This is a genomic window from Fibrella aestuarina BUZ 2 (assembly GCF_000331105.1).
GTDB classification, from domain to species: Bacteria; Bacteroidota; Bacteroidia; order Cytophagales; family Spirosomataceae; genus Fibrella; species Fibrella aestuarina.
In genome coordinates, this window is the sequence record NC_020054.1 from 271,707 (window position 1) to 297,991 (window position 26,285).

Consider the following 26,285-nt stretch of genomic DNA (forward strand, 5'->3'; position numbering starts at 1 on the left):
GGCAGGGATGGCGGGGAATGGCAGGGAAGCGAGGTCGTTGCGTATCCATGCCATCCTCGTCGTTTCCCCGCTATCCCCGCTTCTTAGTCGCTGCGAAGGGATTTCACGGGGTCCATCAGGGCGGCTTTGATGCTGTGGAACGAGACCGTCAGCAGGGCAATCAGCATAGCGGACAGACCAACGCCCACGAAGACCCACGGGCTTATAACGACCCGGTGGGCGTAGTTGGCCAGCCAGCTATCCATCCCGAACCAGGCGAGCGGCACGGCAATAGCCAAGGCAATGAGCACCAGTTTAACAAAGTCGCGCGAGAGTAACAACACCAGACCCGGAATACTGGCGCCCAGCACCTTACGCACCCCAATCTCTTTGGTCCGCTGCTCGATCATCAGCAGGGCAATGGCAAACAGGCCGATGCACGACAGCACGATGGCGATGCCCGCCGCCAGGCTCAATACCTGCGAGAGCTGCTCTTCATCCTGGTACCAGGCGTCGACGTTTTCGTCCAGAAACGAGCCCATGAATTCCGCCTGCGGCGCGACCTCGGCCCACGTCTTTTTCAATTTCTCCATGGCCCCCGCCAGGCTCTGCGGCGCCACCCGGACGAAGACATAGCGGATAGGTTCGTTGTTGGACAGGTACAGCATGATCGGGTTGGCGCGTTCGGCAACCGAATAGAGCCGAAAATCGGGTACCACCCCAATGATTTGCAGTTTGTCAGTATCGTCGCCGAGTAACGTACCTACGGGGTTCGCCACGCCCATTTGCCGGGCCAGGCTCTGCGTGACGATGATCCGACGCGAGGAATCGGCGGCGTAGGCGCGGTTGAAATCGCGCCCGGCCAAGATTTTTATGTTCAGGGTTTTCAGGTAGTCGTAGTCGATCAGCAACCCGTCGGTGCTGAGCGGTTTCCCCTTGTGCGTAAACCCAATCGTACTACGTGAGCTGACCCGGTCTTTGCCCCGGCCCAGATTGATACCCGTACCCGTCACGGCCAATACCGTCGGGTCGTTGGCTAGTCGGTTACGCAAACGGTTCAGCACCTGCCGGCCATCCACCTGATTACCCACCGGAATACTGATTACCTGCTCTTTATCGAACCCGAGCGGGCTACTCCGCAAATACCCTACCTGCTGGAAAGCGATAATGGTGCAGCAGGCGAGCAGGCACGATAGCGCAAACTGCGTGACGATGAGCGCATTCCGCATCGCACCGGGCCGTTGGGTGGTTAATTTGCCTTTCAGCACCTCGATGGTGTTGAACCGGGCCATTTGCCAGGCCGGATAGCCGCCCGCCACCAAGGTGACCAGCCCCACCACCGCCAGACTCATGCCGATGAAGCCGGGTTGTAGCATGGTAGCCAGCTTCAGTTTCGCCCCAAACTGCGCGTTGAAAGCGGGTAGCAGCCCATTAGCCAACACCGCACCCAACACAAAGCCCAGCAGACAAACCAGCCCCGATTCGCTCCAGATCTGAAGGAACAAACTGCCCTTGAGCGCTCCCAGCGATTTACGCACACCTACTTCCCGTGCCCGCGTAAACGACCGCGCAATGCTCAGGTTGATGAAGTTGATGGAGGCAATAGATAGGATAAAAAACGCCATGCCCATCAGCACATAAATCACGGCCACGGGCGTGCCTTTGTTGTCGCTCATTTCACGGTTGAAATGCACGTTGGCGAGAGCTTGCAGGCGAACGGCAAACAGATCGCCCTTGGCATCGGGCTGCGCCTTTTTCTTCTTCAGTTCGTCAATGTCGGTCTGAAAGTATTTCTGGGTAAAGGCTTTCAGGCGCGTTTCCAGTGTGGACTGACTCAGTTGGGGCGGCACTTTGAGGAATACCTGTAGCGACCGGTCTTCCCATTTCGTTTTGCCAGCGGCGTAGCCGGGTGCATCCTCAATCCGAACGAGCGCGTCGAAGCGCACCGAGGAGTTGTCAGGTACGTCGGCCAGAACGCCCGTTACGATAAAATCACGTTGCGCGCCATCGCTCCCAAGCCGCAGCCGCTTACCCACGGGATTAACCCCGCCAAACAGGTCGTGGGCCATGTTTTCGCTGATGACCACGCTGCCCAGTTCACGCAGAACCACATCCCGATTGCCGCTGAGCAGTGGAAAGGAAAACAGCTTCAGGAAGCCGGGATCGGTGTAGTTGATCAGCTTATCGACGTACTTGCCGTTGGCTTCAACCAGCGTTTTGCGCCCGATCTGCACCCGGGCGGTGGCGTCCAGTTCGGGAAAATCGGCGGTAAGGGCCGGCCCCATCGGCAGCGGGAACGTACCTGATTTCGTGGGCCGTTCGGGATCGTTGGCGGCGAGGTACAGTTGAAAAATCCGGTCGCCATCTTCGTGAAACGAATCGTAGGTCAGGTGTACGTAGGCTGTCAGCAGCAGGAACACGCTGATGCAGAACGCCACCCCCAGCCCGACCAGGTTAATGGCTGTGTAGCCCCGATTTTTCCAAAGGCTGCGAAGCGCGATTTTGAGGTAATTACGAAGCATATAGTGCCCGATTAACTGATTTGCCAACGGCTAATCCAAACGCCGTACCAAACAAATAAATACCTGATTATCAGCAGTATATTAATCCGAATAGACATGAATTGTCCGCAAGTGGACAGCTAAATCGCATTTGCGGACAGTGGGGGCAAGCGCCATAGACTTTCTGAGCGCCGCGTTTCTTACCCCGTCTCCTCTGCCTGTACTATTCCGCTCGTAATGAATTCGCCGGGTTTAGCAGCGCAGCACGGACGCTTTGGAAGGAGACGGTCAGTAAGGCAACAGCGATGGCCAGCGTACCGGCACCCGCAAATACCCACCACTCGACTTCGACTTTGTAGGCGAACCCCTGTAACCAGCGGTTCGTGGCCCACCAGGCCAGCGGCGAGGCGATCACGATGGCAATCAAAACCAACTGCACAAAATCTTTGGAGAGCAACGTCACGATGCTGCTTATGCTGGCGCCCAGCACCTTGCGCACGCCAATTTCTTTCGTACGCTGTTCGGCCATGAACGTTGCCAGCCCGAACAGCCCGAGACAGGCAATCAGGATAGCCAGCGCGGAGGCTACGGTAAACACCTGCCAATACTGCTGCTCGCGCTGGTACTGCTGATTGTAGCGCTCATCGACGAAGGCAAACACAAAGGGGTTACCCGGAAAAGCAGCTTTATAGCGTTGTTCGATCTCAGCCAGTTTACGCCCGATCTGGTCGGTCGTCAGTTGCACGGTCAGGTCGGCGACAGCCCGGCGGGGCAAATAAATGGTGGGCTCAATGAGTTGCTGTAACCCCTGATGATGGTAGTCTTTCACCACCCCGACCACCTCGAAGGTACCCCCCCAGCTAATCGGTTGGCCCGCCGCCTCAGCCGCCGAGATGAAACCCAGCTGCCGGGCGGCCGTTTCGTTGACCAGCACCTTCTGGCTCTTCTCCCAAGCCAGTTCGGCCTCGCGGGCGCTGAAATTCCGGCCCGCCACCAACGCTATTTCGTAGGTAGGCAAGTAGCGTTCGTCGATAACGAGCATAGCGTAGCCTTTTTTCGCGTCGTCGGGCCGGATCGGCGCCCCGTTCCCCTGCTGCTTTCTGACAATCCCGTTCGTTGTGAAATCGAGCGGATTACCGGGCGTGTTTCCCTGGCACAGCCGCTGCACGTACGGGCGTTGCACCAGTTGCTGCTCAAACAGCGCCTGCCGGGCGGCCAGTTGCGCATCGTCGCCGACCGAGGGTCGCTGAATGACCAGACGCTGATCCAGCCGGACGCCCAGCGCTTTATTCTGCATGTACGTCAGTTGCCGATACAGCACAAAGGTGGCGGCAATCAGGGCGACCGATGCGCTGAACTGAGCGACGACCAATCCCTTGCGGAGCCAGGCACCCCGGCTCGTCGGCAGCCAGCCTTTGAGCGTCTGCACCGGTTTGAAGGCCGTCAGCGTACCGGCCACGTAGGCCCCCGACGCCAGCGCGCCCGTCAGCAGCAACCCCACACCCGCCAGCCAGAACGGATCGGACCGCAGCACAGCCAGCGACAGGTTTATCCGAACAAACTGGTTGTAGCTGTCCTGCACGACAACAACCAGCAGCAACGCCAGCCCAAAGCCAAGGCCGTTGACCAACAGCGACTCGCCCAGAAACTGGCCCACGAGCTGCCGTCGCCCGGCCCCGATCACCTTCCGAACCCCCACTTCTTTACCGCGCTTGAGCGCCCCCGCCGTGGAGAGATTTACGTAGTTGAACCAGGCGATGAACACGATCAGCGTAGCCAGCGCACTGAGCAGGTATACAAAGCCCAGACTCCCGCCGGTAGGGTACGGATCGCTCAGCCTCTGCGCCAGGTGCAGATTGCCCGCCGGTTGAAGCAGCAGGCGGCTCTTATCGTTGGGATTGGCCTGCTGCTTGAAGGCGTTGAATTTGGCCTCCAGGGCGCGAGGGTCGGTCTGGGCGTTGGTTAGTTGTAAAAACGTCGTCAGGTAATTGCCGTCGAAGCCATCGAGCCGGGCCCAGTCGTTGCCGTTTAGATTGGCCGGGTTGGCCAGCGTCTGTAGCGCGAAGATGGCATCGAACCGCAGATCGGAGTTCGTGGGCATATCGGCATAGACGGCCGTGACGGTGTAGCGCATTTTGCCAAACCGGTTGTAGAGCATCAGCGACTGCCCCACAGCCTTTTCCGTACCGAAATACGTGCGTGCTTTGGTGGCCGACAGGGCTACCGTACTCGGCTCCGCAAGGGCGCTGCCAGCATTGCCCTGCACCAGTGGAAACGTGAAGAGCGAAAAGAAGCTGGCATCGGCATAGACCAGTTTCTCTTCGCGAAACGGCTGAGGCGGCCCGTTTTTTCGATCAATGGCGATAATGCCGTTGGCCGAATGTTCAGCGATCCGGCAGTAGTCGCGCACGTCGGGGAACTGCTGTTTGGCCAGCGGCGCCACCGCCGGAGCCAGATCGGTATATGTGTCGCCGTCTTCGTTTTGCCCCGTCAGCCGGTAAAGCGTGGGTAAGTTGGTATGAAACGCGTTGACGCTTCGTTCAAAGCTGACGTATTCCAGAATCAGCAGAAATGTGGCCATGCCGAGGGCCAGCCCCGCGATGTTGACAACCGAAAAAACCTTGTCGGTCCATAGTTTACGGAGGGCAATAGTGAGCGTAGCGCGGAACATAGTGGTGGTTGGTTAAGGAGTTTGGGGGGTACGTTCGGCCATGCTCAGCCCGTCTTTAGCACCCGTTACGACAAGCATCAGTTGGGCCGGGCTGGGCGCGGTGTTTCTGACGAGGGCTGCCGATCCAGCCGAAAACCGAATCGTCTGCGCGTCGCCCGGCCGGAACGTACCCAGCCAGACGACTTGCCCGTCGGCCCGGCGCTCGGCGAGCGTGACAGGTACGTTGCCAACATTGCGGGCCTGCACGGCGAAAGCACCACGCTGGTTACCGCCCAGCTCAAACTGCTTGCCCGGCTGAACGGTCAGCGCCGACTTAAGCAGGTTCATCTGGCACCCGCAACAAACCACCAGCAACAGGGCTGGCAGGGTGCGTTTCAAGGACATCATGGTACAGCGGTTAACAGAGGAAAGCGCCTGTAGACGAATTACCGTTTGGCCACGTTGATGACGGTCGCGTGGGCTGAATTCACCGCGTTCACCGTTTGCGCGTTGACCCGAACGGTGGCGTTGGCCTGCGTGACCACGTCGGCGGTTTGGGTGATCAATCCCTCAGCGCTGACGGTCCCGTTGGCGGAGCTAACCAGCTTGAACGTATCGGCCCGGCCCCGTAGCGTTACCTCGCCATTAGCTTCGTTGGCTAGCTCGAAGGTTCTGTTCTGCAAGCCGCTGACCACCACGTCGCTGTTGGTGTCGTGCGTAAGGCGGTTTAGCTGCGGCGTTTTGACCACGACCCGAAGCGAGGCCTTGCTGATCCAGAACCGCTTGTTCTGGTCCGCTTCCACAAACAGCCGGAGGGTGCCGTTTTCACTCACGATCCGCACCAGCGGTTGCAGGTTATCGTCGGCGCTCAACGTTACCGACGATTCTGACCCGCCGACCTGCACCGTGACCTCCGCCGGGAACTGCGAAATCTCGATAGCGTCGAACGCCGCCACGGTTTTGGTCGACCGAATCACCTGACCACTGCCGCGCAATTCCCTTGCCGGCTCATATTTCCCGCTTTGTGCATGGAGCCCGAGAGGCACCATCAAAGCCATCAGCATAACTGTCGTTTTCATGAATAAGGGGATTAGTCGCTCCGTAAGGATTTAACCGGGTTCATCAGCGCCGCCCGGATACTCTGGAAACTAACCGTGGCGATGGTGATCAGCAGGGCAACGAGCGCCGTCAGCACGAAAACCGACGGGCCAATCTGGATCTGGTACGCAAAATTTTCGAGCCAGCGCTGCATCACGTACCAGGCCAGTGGCGAGGCAATGACAATGGCGATGACGACCAGTTTCAGGAAATCGCCCGACAGCATCAGCACGACGTTGCCCACCGTGGCGCCCAACACTTTCCGAATCCCGATTTCTTTGGTGCGCTGCTCCACGTTGAACGACGCCAGCCCGAAAAGGCCGAGGCACGAGATCAGGATGGCGATAAACGTGAAGTAGCCCACCACGGTCGCCAGCCGGGTTTCGGCCACGTAGTTTTTCTGAAACTCATCGTCCAGAAAGCTATAGGCAAACGGTTCGCTGGGGTTGACTTTTTGCCAGGCGGCTTCCACCGACCGCAGTACGGCCTGCATATCGCCCGGCTTGGCCCGCGCTACCACGTAGTTGTAGCTGCCCCCGTTCAGCGTAAAGGCGTAGGGCGTAATGGGCAGGTGCAGGTCTTCAAAATGAAAATCCTTGACCACGCCCACGATCGTGAAGCCTTCGCGGGTGCCACTCCGCTCGGTATACGCTTTCTGGCCGATGGCTGCCTGCGGGGAGGCATACCCCAATTCGTTTACGGCCCGCTCGTTCAGGATGACGTTGCCGGTATCGGCTGGGTACGTTCGCGAAAACAACCGACCCGCCACGGGCCGAATCGCCAGGGTGTTCAGGTAGTCGAAATCGATGCGGTTGGTCCGGGTACGTTCGGCTTGCTGCACCGTCTGCCCTTCGCCATAAAACGAAGCATCTTCGGGATTAAAAATGCCCGGGTAATAGGCCGACGCCCCCACCGACGCGATCTGCACGTTGCTGGCCAGCGCATTTTTCAGGGCGGTGTAGCTGGCTTTGGCGGTGGCGCTTCGCAGCGGAATCACCAGTTGCTGCTCTTTGGCAAAACCCAGGTCCGTCGAGCGCAGGAACGTCATCTGCTGCCCAATCACCAGCGACGCGATGATCAGAATGGCCGACAGCGTAAACTGGAACACCACCAGCCCCCGACGCAGCGACACGGCGGCCAGGCCGCTGGCGCGGCCTTCGCGGCCTTTCAGCGCCAGTATGGGCCGGAACGACGACAGGTAAAAGGCGGGGTAACTTCCCGCCAGCAGACCCGTGAACAAACTGAGCCCGAAAAAGCCGCTCAGCAGTATCAGCAACTGGCCTGCTGAGAAATGAACCGTTTTACCCGACACCTGCTCGAATACCGGAATCAGTAGCCACGTAAAGCCGAGCGCCAGCCCGAAAGCGAAAACGCTGAACAGGAACGACTCGCTCAGAAACTGCCCCACCAGCGCCCCCTGCGCGGCACCCAATGCTTTCCGGATGCCCACCTCACCCGACCGTTTGGCCGAACGAGCCGTGCTCAGGTTCATGAAGTTGATGCAGGCGATCAGCAGCGTAAAGACGGCCACCGACAACAGAATGTACAGGTACGTCAGGCTGCCGTTGGGCGTTACGTTGTGGGGCAGGTCGGTATGCAGGTGAATGTCAGTCACGGCCGTCAGGAACTGCCGTTTGTCGAACCCCGCCGCCTGCAGGTCTTTGCGCATGTACTTGTCCACAAAAGCCGGGAGCTTGGCCTCTAGCTTGCGGGCATCGGTGCCGGGTTTCAGCTTCAGGTACGTGAAAAACATGTTGTTGCCAGCCATGCCCGTCTGGCCTTTCACGTATTGCTCCAGTCCGCCGCCCGCAAACGACAGGAAAAACCGGGCGTTGATGTGCGAAGGGACCGTGCCCGGCCGGAATACGCCCGTAACCGTGTAGTCGTTGTCGCCGTTGGTGTTGCTTTCCACATGCACCACCTTGTTGAGCGCCGGTTCGTTCCCAAAGAGTTTATGAGCGATTTCTTCCGACAGCACAATGGTGTGGGGGGCCACCAGGGCCGATTCGCCCCGCCCTTCTACGAACGCATAGTTGAAGAAGTTAAAAAACGTTGGGTCGGCCAGGTACCCGTCGGTTTCATAGAAAATGCGCCTGGTGTTGGCCGGCCCATCGTAGCGCAGCAACGTTTTGTCTTCCGCGAAAAGACCGACCAGCCGCGTTGTGCTGCCGATTTCGGCGTATTCCTGCTTGAGCGCGTCGGCAACGGGATACGGCGTGGCCGCGGTCTTCTTCTCACCGTCGGGCCTGACAAACACCGTCCCGATCTGGTACAGCTGCCCCACCTCGGGGTGCTGCGTATCATAGCTGAGCTCGTCGTAGACGTAAAGGCTAATGAGCAGGCAGCACGACAGACCCGCCGCCAGGCCAAGAATGTTGATGAACGAAAAGACCTTGTGCTTGACAAGATTCCGCCAGCTGATTCGGAGATAGTTTGATAGCATAGGATAGAGGGGATTGGCTAGGGGTTATGGGCAAAGGGCGGAGAAAGAGGACCTGGGAATCGTCACCCTACGCCACGCGCGCGTTGCCCCCAGCCCTGTATTATTCGGCCCGTAAACTCTTGACTGGATTCATCAAGGCGGCTTTGATGCTTTGGAAGCTCACCGTCAGCAGCGCGATCGCCACCGCCAACGTACCTGCGAGAGCAAACACCCACCACTCGATATCGATCTTGTAGGCAAAATCCTGCAACCACTGGCGCATGGCCCACCAGGCGAGCGGCGAGGCAATCACGATGGCAATCACCACCAGCTTCAGGAAGTCTTTCGAGAGCAGCGCAATTAGGCTGGGCACGCTGGCGCCCAGCACCTTCCGCACGCCAATCTCTTTGGTGCGCTGTTCGGCTGTGAACGCAGCCAGGCCAAACAAGCCCAGGCAGGCGATGAGTACGGCCAGCGCGGCGAACGTCAGCGCCAGCGTACCGATGCGCTGTTCAGCGCGGTACATGCGGTCGAAGCCGTCTTCCATAAATTCGTAGCTGAACGGCTGTTCCGGCACCAGCGCCTTCCATTTCGCCTCGATCTGACGCACCAGCGCGGGCAGGTTGGCGCTGTTCAGCCGGAAGGCCGCGCCGCCCGAGTTTGGATTGAGCACCATGCTCAGCCCACCGATGTTTTGCCGGAGCGATTCGTAATGAAAGTTCTTGATGATCCCGATAACTGTGTACGTTTTGAACGTCTTCAACTGCCCATCGGCGTAGGAAGCGATGCGTTTACCCACAATCGAGTTGCCGCCAAACAGCTTCGCAGCCGTTTCGTTGAGGATGATAGCCGACGAATCGGAGCCAAACGAGCGAGAGAAGTCACGCCCCTGTACCACCTGCATGCCAAATGTTTTGATGTAGTCGTGGTCGACCCCCCAGTTCTGCATGTTAACGGCCTTGGCCTGCTCGACCTGTCCTTCCGGGAAAAACGACGTGTTGCTTCGGTTGCTGGGCGTGGGCAGATAGCCCGACACCGACCCGCTAACGACCCCCGGCAATTGCAGCACCTCCTGTTTGAAGGTTTCAGCGCGTTTATCCAGCACGTTCACCCCGTTGACGGTCAGCACATGGTCGCGCTGGAATCCCAGGTTCTTGGTCTGGATGTAGGTGATTTGCCGGTATACGATCAACGTACCAATAATAAGCACCACCGACATCATGAACTGAAACACCACCAGCCCGCTCCGCAGGCTTACCCCCCGCCGGCTGGTGTTGGTCGAGGTAGAGCCTTTCAGCACCGCGATGGGCCGGAACGACGACAAAAACAACGCGGGATAGCTACCCGCCAGCAGACCTACCACGATGGGCAGCAGCACCAACACCAGCAGCCAGTAGGGCGACAGCAGTTGCCGGAGGCTGAGTGTTTTGGCGGCGACGTCGTTGAACAGCGGCATCAATAGAGCTACCAGCGCCAGAGCAAGCAGCATAGCCAGGCTGGTCATCAAGACCGATTCGGCCATAAACTGGGTCATGAGCTGACTTCGCTCCGACCCCAGCACTTTCCGCACGCCCACTTCTTTAGCCCGCCCGGCCGAGCGCGCCGTAGCCAGATTCATGAAGTTGATGACCGCAATGAGCAGGATAAACAACGCTACCGCCGAGAAAATATAGACGTACTGGATGTTGCCGTTAGGGGCCAGTTCAACCTGTTGGTTAGAGCGCAGGTGAATATCTTTCAGCGGCGTCATCCAGATGTGAAACCGATTGCCGGATTGCTTAAACTGGCTGAAGCTGGAGCCGATGGCCGCCTGAAACTGAGGGCCGCCGTATTTCTCGGTAACCACGTCGAGATTTTTGGCAAACACGTCGGGATCAGTGCCCGGCTTCAGCACGATGTACGTATGGTGGTTGTTGCTCAGCCACTGCCCCCAGGTGTAATCGTCGGACGCCATCGACAGGAAGAAATCGGCGTGGAAGTGCGTGTTGGCGGGCATGTCGCGCATGAGACCAGTGACCTTGTAATCCTGTTTGTCGAACACCATGGTTTGCCCCAGCGGGTCCTGATTGCCAAAGTGCCGCCGCGCGGCCGCTTCACTGATCACCACCGTATACGGCTGCGTCAGCGCCCGTTTCGGGTCACCACTGACGAGTGGTAACGTGAAAACATCAAACAGGGTAGAGTCGGCGAAGGTGATGTTGTCTTCACGCAGCGTGTTGATCGTGCCCGCGCGCTTCACGGGGTACGTTCCCCGCTGATGCAGCCGCACGTACTGTTCCACCTGCGGGTAGTCCCGCTTGAGCGTGGGCCCAACGGGGTCGGGGGTCACGGCCATGTTCATGCTGTTGCCGCCAAACTTGATATCGACGTTCAGGCGGTAGATGCGGTCGGCTTTGGTGTGGTAGCGGTCGAAGCTCCATTCATCGACCACATACAGCATAATGAGCAGGCAGCAGGCCAGGCCCAGCGCCAGCCCAAACAGGTTGATCAGCGTATACCCCCCCTGCTTGCGGAGGCTACGAAAGGCCGTTTTCAGATAGTTCGTCAACATATGCGTAGGGGTTTGGGCGTGGGGCTGGGGGCGCGGGGCTGGCAGGACAACGAATCTCCTTGCTCACGGCCCCAAGCCCTCGGCTATTCAGATCGAAGCGATTTAACGGGGTTCATGAGGGCCGCGCGCAGGCTTTGGTAACTGACCGTGACCGCCGCCACCACCACGGTAGCCAGCAGCGCAACAACGAACATAGACGGCTCTACGTCGATGCGGTATTGAAATGATTCGAGCCAGTGGGTCATTACCCACCAGGCCACCGGGGCGGCCACCACAAAGGCAACGAGGATCAGGCGGGCAAATTCCCGGCTAAACAGCCACAGAATGCTGCTCACGCTGGCGCCCAGCACCTTTCGCACCCCGATCTCCTTGGTCCGCTGATTGACCATGAACAGGATCAGGCCATATAGGCCCATGCAGCCGATCAGCAGCGCAATGGCCGCGAAGAAATTGACCAGCCGCCCCATTGTCAGCTCCTCCTGGTAGTTCTTCTGAATCTGGTCGTCGACAAATTCGTGGATGAAGTAATTGGCCGGATAGAGGCGGTTGTAGATGGCCTCTAGCTGAGCCAATACCCGCTGGTAGTTACCGGTCTGTAGTTGCAGGCTGGCACTGTAGTAGTTCGGCGAGTTAGTCGTGAAAAACGACGGGCCGATGGGGGTTTTCAGGTCGTTCTCGTTGTAATCTTTCAGCACCCCTACGATGGTCATAGGCGCGTATCCTTCCTTTCGCAGGAACTTGCCCAGCACCTGCGCCGGGTCGCGGTAGCCGAGTTTGCGCACCATCGTTTCGTTGACCAGGGCTTCGCGTATGGTATCCGACGGGGTCAGGTTGCGGCCCGCCACCAGCTTCAGGCCAAAGAGTGGCACGTACTGGTCGTCGATCCAGGTTTGCTGGGGACTGAATTTCTCTTCGTCCGGGCGCGTATCGAACCGAACGCTCGTGGTGCTACGCCAGCCCGACTGCGGCGCGCCGCTCATCGAGTAGCTGAAGCCGGTCACCTCGGGCAGCGCCGTAGCCAGGTTGCGGAAGGTGCTCATCTTGCTCAGGTCCTGGCGCTGAACGGATGGCAGCCGCACCGTCAGCAGGGCCTCTTTCCGGAAACCCAGGTCTTTCGTTTGTACGTAGTGCAATTGGCTCGCCACCACAATCAGCCCGATGATGAGCATCTGCGAGATGGCAAACTGCGTGACCACCAGCCCCCGCCGGATGGAGAAGCCGCCCGCCTGCTGCGTGGTGAGCCGGCCCGCCAGCGCCACGATGGGTTTGAACCCCGCCAGCACCAGCGCCGGATATACTCCCGACAGCAGCACGACGCCGACCATCAGCAGCAACAGCCAGCCAACAACCGAGGGCGAAAAGTAGAACGTGAACCGGAAGGCGCCGTGCAGGTACGTATGCGCCAGCGACAGGCCGTAGTTGAACACCAGCAGCGCCAGAACCATCGCCAGCCCGACAATCAGGGTTGTTTCGCCCATAAACTGCCCCAGCAACTGTTGCCGCGTGCTGCCCAGCACTTTACGCACGCCCACTTCGCGCGAGCGGTTCAGCGCCTGCGCCGTGGCCAGGTTCACGAAGTTGATGCTCGCCGTAATGACCAGAAACAACCCAATCACAAACAGCGACGCCAGCAGGTTTTTGCTTACGCCGCCAAATTCGGTGTTAAAGTGGAGGTCGCGCAGGGGGTGAAGGGGGTACGTAGTGATCGTCAGGTTGTCGGGATTGTGCTTTTTCAGGAACGCCACCATATCCCGGTTCCAGTTGGCGGGCGTATAGCGGTCGTTGAGGAGCACAAAGCAGTGTGTGCTGCTGTTCGTGTTTTTGAAATTGTCGTTGAGGGGTCGGCCCAGAAAGTCGGGCAGGGTAGCCCGTGAGCCAATGATCTCGTAGGCATAGTCGGTGTTGTCGGCATAGTCGGCGAAGACGCCCACGACCCGCGCCAGCGTATGGCCATCCAGTTTCAGTACCCGGCCCAGCGCGTCGGTGCTGCCCAGAAACTTGCGGGCCAGTTTGGCGCTGAGCACCACCGTACCCGGCTCGTTCAGGCTGGCCGGGCCGCCCGATAGCCAGGTGTAATCGAATAGCTTGAAGTAAGTGGGTGTGGTAAACGCGGCTTTGGCGTCGGCCTCCCTGAACTTCGTTTCGGCCCCGTCCTTTGTCTGGCCCGGTACCACTACCATCGGCTCCTCCCACTCTTCAATCATAGCCAGGGCTTCAATTTCCGGGTGGTCGAGTTGCAGCGCATCACCGAATCGTTCGGGCACGCCAGGCGATTGCATCTCGCCGTCCGACGTTTTGAACGACGACGTAAACTGGTAAATCCGGTCGTAGTGCTGATGGTGCGTATCGGTGCGGTAGTGATAGCGCACGAGGGCAAAGAGCAGCAGGGCACAGCCAATACCCAACCCCAGCCCCGTCACGTTGATCAGGGTATACAGCCGGTTGCGGCGAAGGGTCCGGAGGGCGATGGTCAGATACGAGCGAAGCATAGACTAAACAAGTTGAGTACAGGAAGGGAGTCAACTGTTGTGCCACGACGCAAAAAGGCCGTTTCTACTTCAGAAACGGCCTTTTTGTCCGTCAATTCTGTCCGATACTGGACAGTCATCTGTCCGATTGGGTACGGCAAAAACACACTATTCAGCGCGTAGGGAGTTGACTGGGTTCATCAGGGCGGCGCTGATGCTCTGGTAGCTGACCGTGAGCAGGGCAATCACGATCGCCAACGTACCGGCCCCGGCAAACGTCCACCACGCGATCTCGACTTTGTAGGCAAACCCGGCCAGCCATTGGGTCATGGCGTACCACCCCAACGGAACGGCGATGAGCAGGGCAATCAGCACAAGCTTCAGGAAATCTTTGCTTAACAGCGCTACAATGCCCGGCACCGTCGCCCCCAGCACCTTGCGCACGCCAATCTCTTTGGTGCGCTGTTCGGCCGTGAAGGTGGCGAGCCCAAAGAGGCCCAGACAGGCCACGAAAATGGTCAGGCCCGCAAATAGCCCCAGAATCAGGCCTATTTTCTGCTCGGCCTTGTAGGTGTTGGCGAAGCGCTCGTCGAGGAACGAATAGGTAAAGGGGGCCTCGGCGGTCAGTTGATTCCACTGGCTTTTGAGCGAAGCGAGCAACCCACTGATATCCTGCGCTTTCACCTTTACAATCGCAACGCCGCCCGTGTTGCCCAGGGTCATCACCAGCGGGGCAATCGGCTCGTGCAGCGATTTGAAATGAAAATCGTTCACCACCCCAATCACCCGGAACGTACTGACGTGTCCCTGATTGTCGGCATGGCCGATGGTGTGACCGAGCGCGTTGGTCGACCAGCCCAGTATCCTGGCGGCGGTCTCGTTCAGAATGACGCCCGATGAATCGGTACCAAAGGCGCTGGAGAAATTCCGGCCGGCGGCCAGCTTCATGCCCAGCGTTGGGATGTAGGCCTCATCGACGTCGTAACGCAGAGTTTTCACCAGCTGGGTCGAGTTGGCTTCGGGGTATACGAAGAAGTTATTGTTGCTGCTGGGGCCAGCGGGCAGAAAACGCGAGGTGCTCACGTTCACGACGCGTGAGTCCTGCCGGATTTTATCCCGGAAAACCGCCTCATTTTTGCCCAACAGCCACGTCTCGGGTAAGACCAGCACCTGCTCTTTGCTATACCCCAGCTTTTTGGTCTGGATGTAATTTAGCTGCTGATAGACAACGGCCGTACCGATGGTGAGGAGGATCGAAACGGCGAACTGAACGACAACCAGCCCACTCCGCAAGCTGATCCGGTTACGCCCACCGACCGACCTCGTGCCGCCCGCCGAGCCGCCTTTCAGCACGGCGATTGGTTTGAACGCCGACAGGAAGAAGGCCGGGTAGCTGCCCGCCAGCACGCCCACCACCAACCCAAGCAGCAGCAGGGCCGGGGCCAGCCAGGGGGTCGCTATGAAATTCAGGGTCAGGGCTTTGTCGGCTAGCTCGTTGAAGAAGGGCAGGGTTACATAGACCAGCCCCACCGCCAGCAGCAGCGAAAAGGCTGTCAGCAATAGCGATTCGACCAGAAACTGCGCCGTCAGGCTTTGCCGGGCCGAGCCAAGCACTTTCCGCACGCCCACTTCTTTGGCCCGTTTTGACGCGCCCGCCGTGCTGAGGTTCATGAAATTGATGCAGGCGATACCCAGCATCAGCAGGGCGACCACTCCAAACAGGTAGACATACTGCCGGTTGCCATTTGTGCCGAGGTCAAAAGCGAAACTCGAGTGCAGGTGAATGTCAGTCAGCGGTTGCAGGTAGAGGCCAATGTCGTTGCCTTTCTGCCGGAATTGGGACAAGCTCATCCCCATTGCCTGTTTCAACTGCGGGCCGATGTATTTCTCGACGACCTGCGGCAGTTTGGCTTCCAGCCGTTTGTAATCGTAGCCCTTGGGCAGCACCAGGTACGTGAAAAACTCGGAAGTCATCCACGAATTGGCTTTGGCTTCCGGCAGGCTCGCCATCGACAGGAAGAGGTCGAAGTGAAAGTGCGAATTGGTGGGTACGTTGTCGATCACGCCGGTTACCTGATAAGTAGCATTCCAGCTTTTGAGGCTGATGAGTTGCCCCAGCGGGTCTTTGTCACCGAAATACTTCCGGGCCAGCGCCTGCGTAATGACGGCGGTGTTGGGCCGCAACAAGGCGGTTTTGGCGTTCCCTTCCAGCAATGGCAGGGTGAACACCTGCAAGAGATTCGAGTCGGCAAAAGCAACGGCAGCCTCCCGGAAGGTCGTGTTGTTGACCGTCACGATGGGCGACCCCGCCATCCGGATGCGGGTGGCGTCTTCGACTTCCGGGTAATCGGCCTTGAGGGCCTGTGCCACGGGCGGCATCACGTGCGCCTCGTTCATGGCGCCCCCCGCCGAGCTCCCCCGGAAGATGACCCGTACGATGCGGTCGGCCTTTTCGTTGAAGCGGTCGTAGCTCAGCTCATCGAGCACAAACAGCATAATGAGCATACAGGTCGCCAGCCCCATCGCCAGCCCGATGCTGTTGATGAATGTGAAGGCTTTGTTCTTGCGCAGACTGCGCCAGGCGATTTTGATGTAGTTGGCTAGCATACGAATGTGGGGGCTACTCGGCGCGTAATGAGTTGACGGGATTCATCAGGGCCGCTTTGATACTTTGGAAACTGACCGTGGCCAGGGCGATACCAATGGCTAACGTACCGGACAGGGCAAACACCCACCATTCGATCTGGATCTTGTAGGCGAACGTACCCAGCCATTGATTCATGGCCCACCAGGCCAGCGGTGAAGCAATGAGGATGGCGATGAGGACCAGCTTGAGAAAGTCTTTGCTCAGCAGGGCCACGATGCTGCCCACGCTGGCGCCCAGCACCTTGCGCACCCCGATTTCTTTGGTGCGTTGTTCGGCCATAAAGGTGGTCAGGCCAAATAGTCCGAGGCAGGCAATCAGGATGGCTAAGCTGGTGAACGTGAGCAACAACTGGCTCTGTTTCTGCTCCGTTGCGTACTGACGGGCAAAGCGCTGATCCAGAAACTGATACTCGAACACGCCCCCCGGTTCGACCTGCTGGTACACCTGCTGAATCAACGCCAGTGCGGCTTCGGTCTGCCCCGCCCGAATGCGCACGTAGACGTTATCTTCGTCGTTGGCGTCGGGCGGGAGTTGCAGCACCAGCGGCTCAATTTTGTGTTGCAGCGAGTGCGTGTGAAAATCCTTCACCACGCCCACCACCTGCCGCTCAGCGGGGCCTTTGTTCGAGAAGAACTTCACCCGTTTGCCAATCGGGTTCTGCCAGCCAAGCGCCTTGACCAGCGTTTCGTTCACCAGCACGGCATACTGCCGGTCGGCGGCGACGTTCTGGCTCGAAAAATTCCGCCCTTTCGCCAGCTTGATTTCCATTGTCGGCAGAAAATCGGGATCGACTTTAAGCGTGCGCGTCATCCGGGTCGATTCGCTCATCTTGCCATCGACTTCGAAGAAGTAGCCGCTCCCGCCCAGGTCGTTGGTACCGACGGGGTTGCTCGCCGCCGCGACGCGGTCGATCAGTGCGCTACCCAGCAGTTGGGCTTTGATCGCCGGGAGCTGCGTGCGGCTCTGTTCGTCGTTCAGGTGGAAGGTCAGCACCTGCTCTTTATTGAACCCGAGCGGCCGGGTCAGCGCGAACCGCAGTTGCTGGTAAATAATCCCCGAGGCGGCAATCAGCGCCACCGTAATCACAAACTGGAACGTGACCAGCGACTTCCGAAACGCCAGCGTCGCGGCCTGATCACCAAGTTGCCCGCGCAGGGCCGTAACGATGCGCGCCCGCGACATAAACAAGGCTGGATACGCGCCGCTGAGCAGCGTAGTCAGCAGCAGGAAACCCAAAAGGGCCAGTATGCTATAGCCCGGCCCAAACCGTTCCAGCGAGAGTTGCTTGCCGGTCAGGTCGTTGAACAGCGGCAGGGTGCTTTGCGCCAGCAACAGCCCTAGGGCCGTAGCCAGCGTGGTTAGCAGCAACGTTTCGGCCAGAAACAGCCCCACTAACTGCCCCCGCCCGGAGCCAATCGCCTGCCGGATACCCACCTCGCGAATGCGGATCGTCGAGCGGGCGGTGCTGAGGTTCATGTAGTTGATGCTGGCCAGTAGCAAAATAAGGCCGGCGATGATGGCAAACACCCAGACCGTCTGGCTGCTGCCATTGGGCCCGGCTTCGTAGTCGAGGTCGGAATGCAGGTGAATGGACGTGAGCGGTTGCAGGTCCATCCTGTAAGCCACGTCGCCCAGTTTTGCCTTCAGAACTTTCTGGAAAAAGGCGGGAAACTGTGCTTCCAGCGCGGCCGGGTTGGTGCCGTCGCGTAGCAGCAGGTACGTATACAGGCTCGACTCCTGCCACTCGCCCGAAAAGTTGGCGGGCAGTGAACGGATACCGCTAAACGTCAGGTGCGCGTGGCTGGGTACGTCGTCGATCACGCCCGTCACGACGTTACCAAAATTATTCTCGAACAGCACCGTTTTGCCCAGCGCCCTGGCCGGGTCGCCAAACAGGCGGCTGGCGAGCGTACGGGTCAGCACGATCGACTGGGGTTTGCTCAGCGCCGTTTGCGGATCGCCGTACAGAAACGGATGCGTAAACACCCGAAACAGGCTCGCGTCGGCAAAGACAATATCGCCGACGTTAAGCTTCGTGTTGGCGTATTGCAGCGTACCACCGCCTTCGGGCAGCACCCGCACAGCCTCTTCAATGGCGGGGTACGTTTGTTTGAGCGTCGGCGCAAAGGGGGCCGACGTAACGGCGAGGTGCAGGTCGCCACCCTCCCACTGCATGTGGTGCACCACCCGGTAGATCCGGTCGGCCTTTTCGTTAAAGCGGTCGTAGCTCAGCTCATTGGCCACGTACAGCGCAATCAGCAGGCAGGTCGCCAGCCCCACCGCCAGCCCCACTACGTTGATGCCGCTGTAGATGCGGTTTTTCCACAGGTTGCGGAACGCGATTTTGAGATGATTTTGAAGCATAACGATGTCTTAGTTGTGTAGCGCTCGCCGTGACCCTTGTGGGGCTACTCGGCGCGTAAAGAGTTGACGGGATTCATCAGGGCCGCTTTGATACTCTGAAAACTGACCGTGGCCAGGGCAATGGCGATGGCTAACGTACCGGACAGGGCAAACACCCACCATTCGATCTGGATCTTGTAGGCGAACGTACCCAGCCATTGATTCATGGCCCACCAGGCCAGCGGCGAAGCGATGAGGATGGCGATGAGGACCAGCTTGAGAAAGTCTTTGCTCAGCAGGGCTACGATGCTGCCCACGCTGGCGCCCAGCACCTTGCGCACCCCGATCTCCTTTGTGCGGCGGGCCGTGCTGAACGTAGCCAGCCCAAACAGGCCCAGGCCAGAAATCAGCAGGGCCAGCAGCGCGAAGCCGCCGAAGACCTGGCCCGTCCGGAGGTCAGACTGGTACGTTTTATTGAAGCTGTCGTCCAGAAACGTATAGGTAAAGGGCCGGTCGGGGAATTGACTCTTCCAGGTACGTTCGATCTGCTGAATCGTCTGGGGCAGGTTGCCCGCCTGTAGGCCAACGGCCATCTGACTTTCCCAGCCTTCAGCCAGCGAATAGATCATCGGCTCGACGGTACGTTTCAGGTCGGCGTGGTTGTAATCGTCGACCAGCCCCACCACCTCGCCAACCTGCGGTAGTTCTTTATAGCCACCCGCGCTGTTGGGGTCATAGACGAAGTTGTAGTAGCCCGTTCGTTTCCCCGCAATGGTCGTCCAGCCGAAATACCGCATGGCGGCCCGGTTGACGAGGAAAGTTGTCTTGTCGGCGGCCCGGTTCCGGTCGAAGTTGCGCCCTTCCAACAGCCGAATACCGAAGGTTTTCAGGAAATCCGCATCGACCGTCAGGCGTCGGATACTGCCGGTTTGAGCTCCTTTCGGCACAAATTCACTCACCAGTTTGCCCCCTATCGCGGCCCCCGACCCCGGCAGGCCAAACGCCCGCGTAGCCGACCGGACACCCGCCAGCGTCTCGACCTGCCGTTTGAATTGCTCTTTGGCCTCGTTGGGTGCATCGCGCAGGTCGAGCGTCAGTACCTGCGCGCGCTGATAGCCCACGTTGGTTTGCTGCACATAGTGGAGTTGGGCGTAGACAACCAACGTAGCCACGATCATCCCCACCGACACGGCAAACTGCCCCACCACCAGCGACTGCCGGAGGGCCGCCCCGCGTGTTCCCTGTTCGGTGGCTTGTCCGCGTAGCACCACTACCGGCTGATAACGCGCCAGCACAAAGGCCGGATAGCTACCCGCCAGCAGTACCAGCGCCCCGATCCCCAGCGCAAACGCCAGCAGCCGCACCGGTGTAACCAGCGCTAGCACTGACAGGTCTTTACCGGCAATTTCGTTGAGCAGGGGCGTCAGCAGGGCCGTGAATAGCAGCGCCAGCCACAGCGATACGCCAACTGCCAGCGCCGCCTCGCCCAGAAACTGCCGCCACAATTGCGGAACCGACGAGCCGAGGGCCTTGCGGATACCCACTTCTTTGGCGCGGGCCATGGCGCGGGCGGTGGCCAGGTTGATGTAGTTGAAAACGGCCAGCCCCAGAATCAGCAGCGCCACCAGCGCAAACGTGTAGACGTAGGTCAGCCGGTTTTGGGCGAAGAGGTTGGTGCGCAGGTACAGATCGCGCAGGGGTACGAGGGCCATTTTCCAGATGGCTGCGTTGGGGTCGCCCAGGCTTTTCACGTAGGCAGGCAGTTGGCTTGCCAGATCGGCGGGTTGGGCGTTGGGCGCCAGCAGCAGGTACGTGTAGGTATCGCTGCCGCCCCAGTAATTGGTCGTTACATCGAAGCCAAGTAATTCATTGGCATTGGCGTAGTTGACCAGAAAATCGGGGCGAAGGTGCGTGTTGGCAGGCGTTGGGGCCAGCACGCCCGTTACGTGGAGGGTGGCTTTCGGCCCGCATTTGATTAGCTGCCCCAGTGGGTTCTGGTTCGGGAAATAGTGGCGGGCCATCGCGTCGGACAGGACCACGCCGTATTGCTCGCGCAGGGCGGTGTTGGGGTTGCCCACGGCCAGCCGGTAGGAAAACACGCCAAACAGGCTGCTGTCGGCAAAAAAGACTTGTGGTTCGTAGCGAGCCAGCGCGGGCGTGGTCATCAGCAGGTTGGCGCGGGTGAGCCGGACCGCCTGCTCGATGGTGGCGAACCGGCTTTTCAGGTCAGTCGCGAATTGGCCGCCACTGCTGGGTGCATTGTCGAATTGCTGCAACAACACGATCCGGTTGGCGTTGGTATGAAACCGGTCGTAGTCGATTTCATCGAGCACATAGGCCGTCACCAGCAGGCAACCGGCCAGCCCCAACGCCAACCCGATCAGGTTGATCATGGTGATGGATAACTGAGTGCGCCAACTGCGCCAGACTGAACGAAGAGTAAACCAGATCATGGGGAGTGGTCATTACGCCGCGCGGTCTCTGGCCGGTCGGGCATTACGCCGTCGGGCCGGGATCACGAAGCCACTGTTCCTCGTCCAACAGCCGTGCCAGCTACCAAAAAGGCCGTTTCTGGTTTAGAAACGGCCTTTTTTTCGAGTCTCCCTGTCCGATACTGGACAAGTTTTCGTCCGAAAGTGTACGGGTCACAGCCCTGGCTGATTAGCATTACTTTTAGGCCTACTCAGTCCGTATCGACTTGACCGGGTTGGCCAATGCGGCTTTTAGCGCCTGGAACACCACCGACACCAGCGCAATGCCCACGGCCATCAGCCCGGCTACGGCAATGTGCCACCACTGCGGCTGCGTGTGGTAGGCAAAGTAGCTCAGCATGGTGTCGCCCAGCCACCAGCCGATGGGCGCGGCAATCAGGATGGCCAGCCCCACCAGTTTGAGAAAATCGGACGACAGCAGCACGGTAATGTTGGCGACGCTGGCCCCCAGTACTTTGCGCACGCCGATCTCTTTGGTACGCTGCCGGGCCACGAGCGTAATCAGCCCGAAAATACCCGCGCAGGCCGTCAGAATGGCGATGAGCGTGACGAAGCTCACCATCTGCCAGATGCTGTCGATGGGTTTATACGCCTTCTCGACCTCGTCGGCCAGGTACGTATACGACAGCGCCCGCCGGGCCGGTATCTTCTTAAACTGCCGCTCCATCTCCCGGATCAGGACGGGGGCGCCCGCTTCGTTGGCAAGACGCACCGACAGGAACGTGCTGAGCCGCTCGCGACCACCGTACCATTGCAGCATCGGACCAACCTTGTCGGTCAGGTCGCGGTAGTGGTAATTTTTGGTCACGCCGATGATGGTATAGGTGTTGGGATCGCTTTTCTGACGGAGCTTTTTACCAACGGCGGTGGTCCAGCCAAACGCTTTCATCAGTGCTTCGTTGATCACGACGGCCCGGTTGATTGAGTCGGCGGGCGTGGCGGCTGAGAAGTTGCGGCCTTCCAGCAGCGGGATGTTGAAGGTTTCGGTATAATTGACCGCCCCCTGCACGTGCCGGACGTTTACCTGCCGGGCATCGTCGCCATCGGGGTAGTAGGTGTTGAAATTATCCCAGTAGTAGGCAGGCGTCAGTCCCGAGCTGGTGAACGACACCACATTGGGGTTCTGGCGCAGGCTGTTCAGGATGCTTTGCCCCTGCACGGCGGCCATTTTCTCGTTGCGGTACGCCAGATCGGTCTTGAATACCAGCACATTCTGGGGGTTGTAGCCCACGTCGGCGCGCTTCATATACTGAAGCTGCGCACGCATACCGATGGTGCCCAGAATCAGCAGCACGGCCAGTGTAAACTGCACCACAATGAGTGCATTCTGCCGCAGCCGGCCCTGTTTGGGGCTGGCCGAGAGTTTCCCTTTCACGGCCTCGGTGGTTTTGAGGCCCATCAGGTACAGCGCTGGGTACGTTCCCGCTACCGCCGCTACCAGCAACGACAGCCCCAGCACGGTCAGGATGGTAGGCGAGTCGGTAGCCCAGTTGATGTCGAGCTGCATATTGCCATCGCGCAGGGCATTGAACCGGGGAATGAGGTAGTAGATCGTGAAAGGTACGGCCAGGGCCAGCGACGTCAGCACGACCAGCGCCGACTCGACCCAGAATTGCCCCAGCACCATCCATTTGGAGGCCCCCACCACCTGCCGCATCGCCACCTCTTTGGCGCGGGGCAGTGCCGACGCCGTGTTGAGGTTGATGAGGTTGATGCTCAGAATCAGCAGCAGAAAGATGGCGATGGCAATGGCGCCGCCAATGAGGTTTTTGAACGTTGGATTGGCCGTGTGGATGAAGTCTTTGAAAGCCGCCAATAGCAGGGTACGATTCTGACCGTCGGCGCTGAAGTGCTTCTTCACCAGTTGCGGCAGCTTGGCTTCCAGCCGGTTTTTATCGGCCCCTTCTTTCAGCAACACAAACATGGTCGAGAAGTTGTTGTACCAGTTGGCGTTGTCGCGGAAACCGGCATCAGCCAGTAGGTTGGCGGTGGGCAGCATCACCTCAAACTGAAGCGATGAGTTGGCCGGTAGTTTGGCCAGTACACCCGTCACCGTGTATTGCAGCGTGTCGTCGAGCGTGACCTGCCGCCCCACCGGATTAACCGCACCAAAGAGGTTCTGCGCCATTTTCTCGCTAAACACCACCGAGTAGCGGTTTTGCAGCGCCGTGGCCGGGTTTCCGTATTTCAGCGGCAGCTTGAATACCTGAAAAAACGTCGAATCCACGTAGTCGGTTGGTTCCTGCATGTCTTTACCGCCATAACTAATCCAGGGGCGGCTCCAATTCTGCACGTGCGTACCGGCTTCGATGTCAGGGTAATCGCGCAGCAGTTGATCGAGCAGCGGGTATACGCTCTGGTTATACGGGTTATCCCCGCCCTCTTTGGTCTGGATCGTGTAAATCCGGTCGATGTTGGGATGGAAGGTGTCCCAGGTCAGGCCTTTTTGGGCAAACAGCACCAACACGACCACACAAGCCAACCCGACCGATAGGCCCAGCATGTTGATGGCTGTGAGCAGGCGGTTGCGCATCAGTTGGCGCAGGGCGATTTTGAGGTAGTTGCGGAACATAAAGGGAAGGGTTTATTCGGTTTTCAACGACGTCACCGGGTTCATCAGCGCCGCCCTGACTGACTGGTAGCCCACGACCAGCAGCGTCAGCAGCAGCGTGCCGCCAACGGCCAGCGCAAACACGCCTACGTTCAGATCGATGTGGTAGATGAACCCCTGCAACCAGGTGTGCATGGCCCAGCCCGCCAGCGGGGCGGCTACCGCAAAGGCAACCAGCACCAGGGCAATAAACTGCCGATCAAGCTGCCAGATAACGTTCCCTACGCTGGCGCCCAGCACTTTGCGCACCCCGATCTCCTTGGTCCGTTGCGCCACCACGAAGGTGACCAGTCCGTAGAGCCCCAGACAGCCGATCAGCAGCGCGATGGCCGCAAACGCCAGAATGAGACGCAGCATCTGCTCTTCCAGCTGGTAGAACCGGCCAATGTGGTCATCGAGAAACTGGTAGCTATACGGGAACGCCGGGAAAATACCGTTCCAGGTACGTTCCAGCGCCGCTAGTGTGCCAGGTACGTTGCTCAGGTTGATTTTGAGGGCGCAGAGGTTATAGTCGGGGAGCGACGTGGTGAGGCAGAGGGGTTCGATCACCTCGTGGAAGGAGAGGTTATGAAAATCTTTCACAATGCCCACGATGGTGCCGGGTTTTTCGTTGACCTGAATGGTTTTGCCGATCGCCTCCTCGGGCGTACGCAGCCCCAGTTTCCGGGCGGTGGTTTGGTTGATGAGGTACTCCCGAACGGTATCGGAGGGCATCAGGTTGCGGCCCGCCACGAGCGTGAGGCCAAAGGTTTCCAGGTACTGCTCATCGACGTGTTTGAGGTTGATGTTGAACGCCTCGCGGCTGGTGCGGGTGTCGTACCGGAAACTGGTGCTCTGGTTGAATTCGGAAGCGGGGGCCGCCGCGCAGAAAGACATCGTCGTGACGGCGGGCAGTTGCGCCAGCTGGTTTCGTAGCGTGGCAATATTGGCTTTGCTGGCTTCTGGCACGGGCAACAGCACAACGGCATCTTTGGTGAAGCCCAGATCGGCCTGCTTGGCGTAGCGCATCTGACTCGTGATCACCAGCGTGCAGATCACCAGCGCCTGCGCGATCACAAACTGCCCCACCACCAGCACCCGCCGTAGCGGAAAGCCGCCAATCTGCCGCTGGTTGATCTTCCCCCGCAGCGCCGTAATGGGCTGGAAACCGGCCAGTACCAGACCCGGATAGCCGCCTGCCAGCAACACCACCAGCCCCGACAGCACGACCAGAAAGCCCAGCAGTGGCCCATTCTGGAACAGGTCGAGCGAAATATGGGTCTGGAACCATTCATTTATAAACGGCAGGGCCGTATTGGCCAGCCCATAGGCCAGAACGGTGGCGATCAGCACCAACAGGGCCGTTTCGGCCATAAACTGGTTCAGTAGCTGGCTTTTGTGTCCGCCCAGCACCTTCCGAACCCCCACTTCTTTGGCGCGTTTCAGGGCCTGTGCCGTGGCCAGATTGATAAAGTTAAGACAGGCCGTAACCACCAGCACCAGCCCGATCAGGCCGAGCGTCAGCAGGTATTTCTTCTCGACCTTTCCCCCGAAACGCGCATCAAAGTGCATATCGGCCAGGGGTTGTAACAGGTATTTGTTGAACCGTTCGGGGGTGGGTTTGTCGTATTTCTTCACAAAAGCCGGAAAGACCCGGTCGACACTTGCCGCCGACACTCCCGGCCGCAGCTTTATGAAGCACTGCATCCCGCTGTAGATGCCGCCCCAACTGTCGTTGCTGGACAGCCACTGCATCAGTGGGTCTTTGGCGCCTTTCAGCGTCGAAAAGGCCGTGTAGAGTTGCTGGGGTAAATCGGTCTGATTGGGTACGTTGGCCAGCACACCAGCCACACGCAAGTCAAGGTCGTTGTTCCAGCGGATGGTTTTGCCTAGCACGTCGGGCAGGGGCGTGGTGGTGCCAAAATAGCGCCGGGCAACCTCCTCCGTGATGAGCACCGTATTGGGCTCGGCCAGGGCGGTGCGGGCGTTTCCTACCCGCATCGGAAAATTGAATATGGCAAAGAAATCGGGGTCCACGCAGGCAATGCCCGCCGCCTCAGTAAACTTCAGCAACTCGTTCTGGCGCTTTACAGCCATGATCTGTTCCTCAAACTGGGCGGCACGAGCCACCCGTTCGGCCAGGTCATAATCGGCCCGGAAGCGTTCGCCCAACGGCCCCGGCACCGCCCCAACGTAGGATATATCTTCGCGATGCGACTCCGTAACGACCCGGTAGATCCGGTCGCTGTCGGTGTGAAACGTGTCGAAATTGAGGTGATACCCAACCACCGCAAAAGCCACAATGGCGCAGGCCATGCCCAGCCCTAAGCCCACCAGGTTGATGATCGTATAGCTTTTGTTACGCTGTAAATTCCGACGGGCAATATTGATGTAGTTGCGAAGCATACCGGGTAGCCTGATTAACTGACCACTTCCCACACAAAGCCTATGCCGCCATATTAACCAACTAATTATCAGTGTCTTACCCTTAAGCGGGACACAAAAAAATGTCCGCTAACGGACGGCTTGCGTTCGTCGGCGGAC

The 26,285-nt window shown here is 59.0% G+C and carries 12 protein-coding genes; all 12 read right to left on the minus strand.

The window, feature by feature from the left end:
- Positions 1-83: 83 nt before the first annotated feature.
- Positions 84-2,501, minus strand: a complete 2,418-nt coding sequence (locus FAES_RS01040; RefSeq protein ID WP_015329322.1) for an ABC transporter permease — start codon at positions 2,499-2,501, stop codon at positions 84-86.
- A gap of 202 nt (positions 2,502-2,703) precedes the next feature.
- Positions 2,704-5,151 (minus strand): ABC transporter permease, encoded by a 2,448-nt coding sequence (locus tag FAES_RS01045; protein WP_015329323.1) that lies wholly within the window; start codon positions 5,149-5,151, stop codon positions 2,704-2,706.
- A gap of 12 nt (positions 5,152-5,163) precedes the next feature.
- Complete coding sequence (locus FAES_RS01050; RefSeq protein ID WP_148289272.1) at positions 5,164-5,538, minus strand: hypothetical protein; 375 nt, start codon at positions 5,536-5,538, stop codon at positions 5,164-5,166.
- A 38-nt stretch (positions 5,539-5,576) separates the two neighbouring features.
- Entirely contained in the window at positions 5,577-6,209 is a 633-nt protein-coding gene (locus FAES_RS01055) for a GIN domain-containing protein (protein ID WP_015329325.1), read from the minus strand.
- Between the two features lie 11 nt (positions 6,210-6,220).
- Positions 6,221-8,671 (minus strand): ABC transporter permease, encoded by a 2,451-nt coding sequence (locus tag FAES_RS01060; RefSeq protein WP_015329326.1) that lies wholly within the window; start codon positions 8,669-8,671, stop codon positions 6,221-6,223.
- A gap of 100 nt (positions 8,672-8,771) precedes the next feature.
- Positions 8,772-11,201 carry an ABC transporter permease gene (locus FAES_RS01065; protein ID WP_015329327.1) on the minus strand — a complete coding sequence of 810 codons (2,430 nt, stop codon included), beginning with the start codon at positions 11,199-11,201 and terminating at the stop codon, positions 8,772-8,774.
- Positions 11,202-11,284: 83 nt separating this feature from the next.
- A complete protein-coding gene (locus tag FAES_RS01070; RefSeq protein WP_015329328.1) occupies positions 11,285-13,690 on the minus strand; it encodes an FtsX-like permease family protein in 2,406 nt (801 codons plus the stop codon).
- Positions 13,691-13,837: 147 nt separating this feature from the next.
- Positions 13,838-16,276 (minus strand): ABC transporter permease, encoded by a 2,439-nt coding sequence (locus FAES_RS01075; protein WP_015329329.1) that lies wholly within the window; start codon positions 16,274-16,276, stop codon positions 13,838-13,840.
- A gap of 13 nt (positions 16,277-16,289) precedes the next feature.
- Positions 16,290-18,680 (minus strand): ABC transporter permease, encoded by a 2,391-nt coding sequence (locus FAES_RS01080; protein WP_015329330.1) that lies wholly within the window; start codon positions 18,678-18,680, stop codon positions 16,290-16,292.
- Between the two features lie 44 nt (positions 18,681-18,724).
- Positions 18,725-21,112 carry an FtsX-like permease family protein gene (locus FAES_RS01085; protein ID WP_015329331.1) on the minus strand — a complete coding sequence of 796 codons (2,388 nt, stop codon included), beginning with the start codon at positions 21,110-21,112 and terminating at the stop codon, positions 18,725-18,727.
- 226 nt (positions 21,113-21,338) lie between these two features.
- The gene (locus FAES_RS01090) at positions 21,339-23,723 is read right to left on the minus strand and encodes an ABC transporter permease (RefSeq protein WP_015329332.1); all 2,385 of its coding nucleotides are present in this window, start codon (positions 23,721-23,723) and stop codon (positions 21,339-21,341) included.
- Positions 23,724-23,735: 12 nt separating this feature from the next.
- Positions 23,736-26,147, minus strand: coding sequence for an ABC transporter permease (locus tag FAES_RS01095; RefSeq protein ID WP_015329333.1), 2,412 nt, complete (start codon positions 26,145-26,147; stop codon positions 23,736-23,738).
- Positions 26,148-26,285 lie beyond the last annotated feature (138 nt).

Coding starts and splice junctions, on each gene's coding strand:
- FAES_RS01040 (WP_015329322.1), bottom strand. CDS start 2,501: ATGCTTCGTAATTACCTCAAAATCGCGCTTCGCAGCCTTTGGAAAAAT.
- FAES_RS01045 (WP_015329323.1), bottom strand. CDS start 5,151: ATGTTCCGCGCTACGCTCACTATTGCCCTCCGTAAACTATGGACCGAC.
- FAES_RS01050 (WP_148289272.1), bottom strand. CDS start 5,538: ATGATGTCCTTGAAACGCACCCTGCCAGCCCTGTTGCTGGTGGTTTGT.
- FAES_RS01055 (WP_015329325.1), bottom strand. CDS start 6,209: ATGAAAACGACAGTTATGCTGATGGCTTTGATGGTGCCTCTCGGGCTC.
- FAES_RS01060 (WP_015329326.1), bottom strand. CDS start 8,671: ATGCTATCAAACTATCTCCGAATCAGCTGGCGGAATCTTGTCAAGCAC.
- FAES_RS01065 (WP_015329327.1), bottom strand. CDS start 11,201: ATGTTGACGAACTATCTGAAAACGGCCTTTCGTAGCCTCCGCAAGCAG.
- FAES_RS01070 (WP_015329328.1), bottom strand. CDS start 13,690: ATGCTTCGCTCGTATCTGACCATCGCCCTCCGGACCCTTCGCCGCAAC.
- FAES_RS01075 (WP_015329329.1), bottom strand. CDS start 16,276: ATGCTAGCCAACTACATCAAAATCGCCTGGCGCAGTCTGCGCAAGAAC.
- FAES_RS01080 (WP_015329330.1), bottom strand. CDS start 18,680: ATGCTTCAAAATCATCTCAAAATCGCGTTCCGCAACCTGTGGAAAAAC.
- FAES_RS01085 (WP_015329331.1), bottom strand. CDS start 21,112: ATGATCTGGTTTACTCTTCGTTCAGTCTGGCGCAGTTGGCGCACTCAG.
- FAES_RS01090 (WP_015329332.1), bottom strand. CDS start 23,723: ATGTTCCGCAACTACCTCAAAATCGCCCTGCGCCAACTGATGCGCAAC.
- FAES_RS01095 (WP_015329333.1), bottom strand. CDS start 26,147: ATGCTTCGCAACTACATCAATATTGCCCGTCGGAATTTACAGCGTAAC.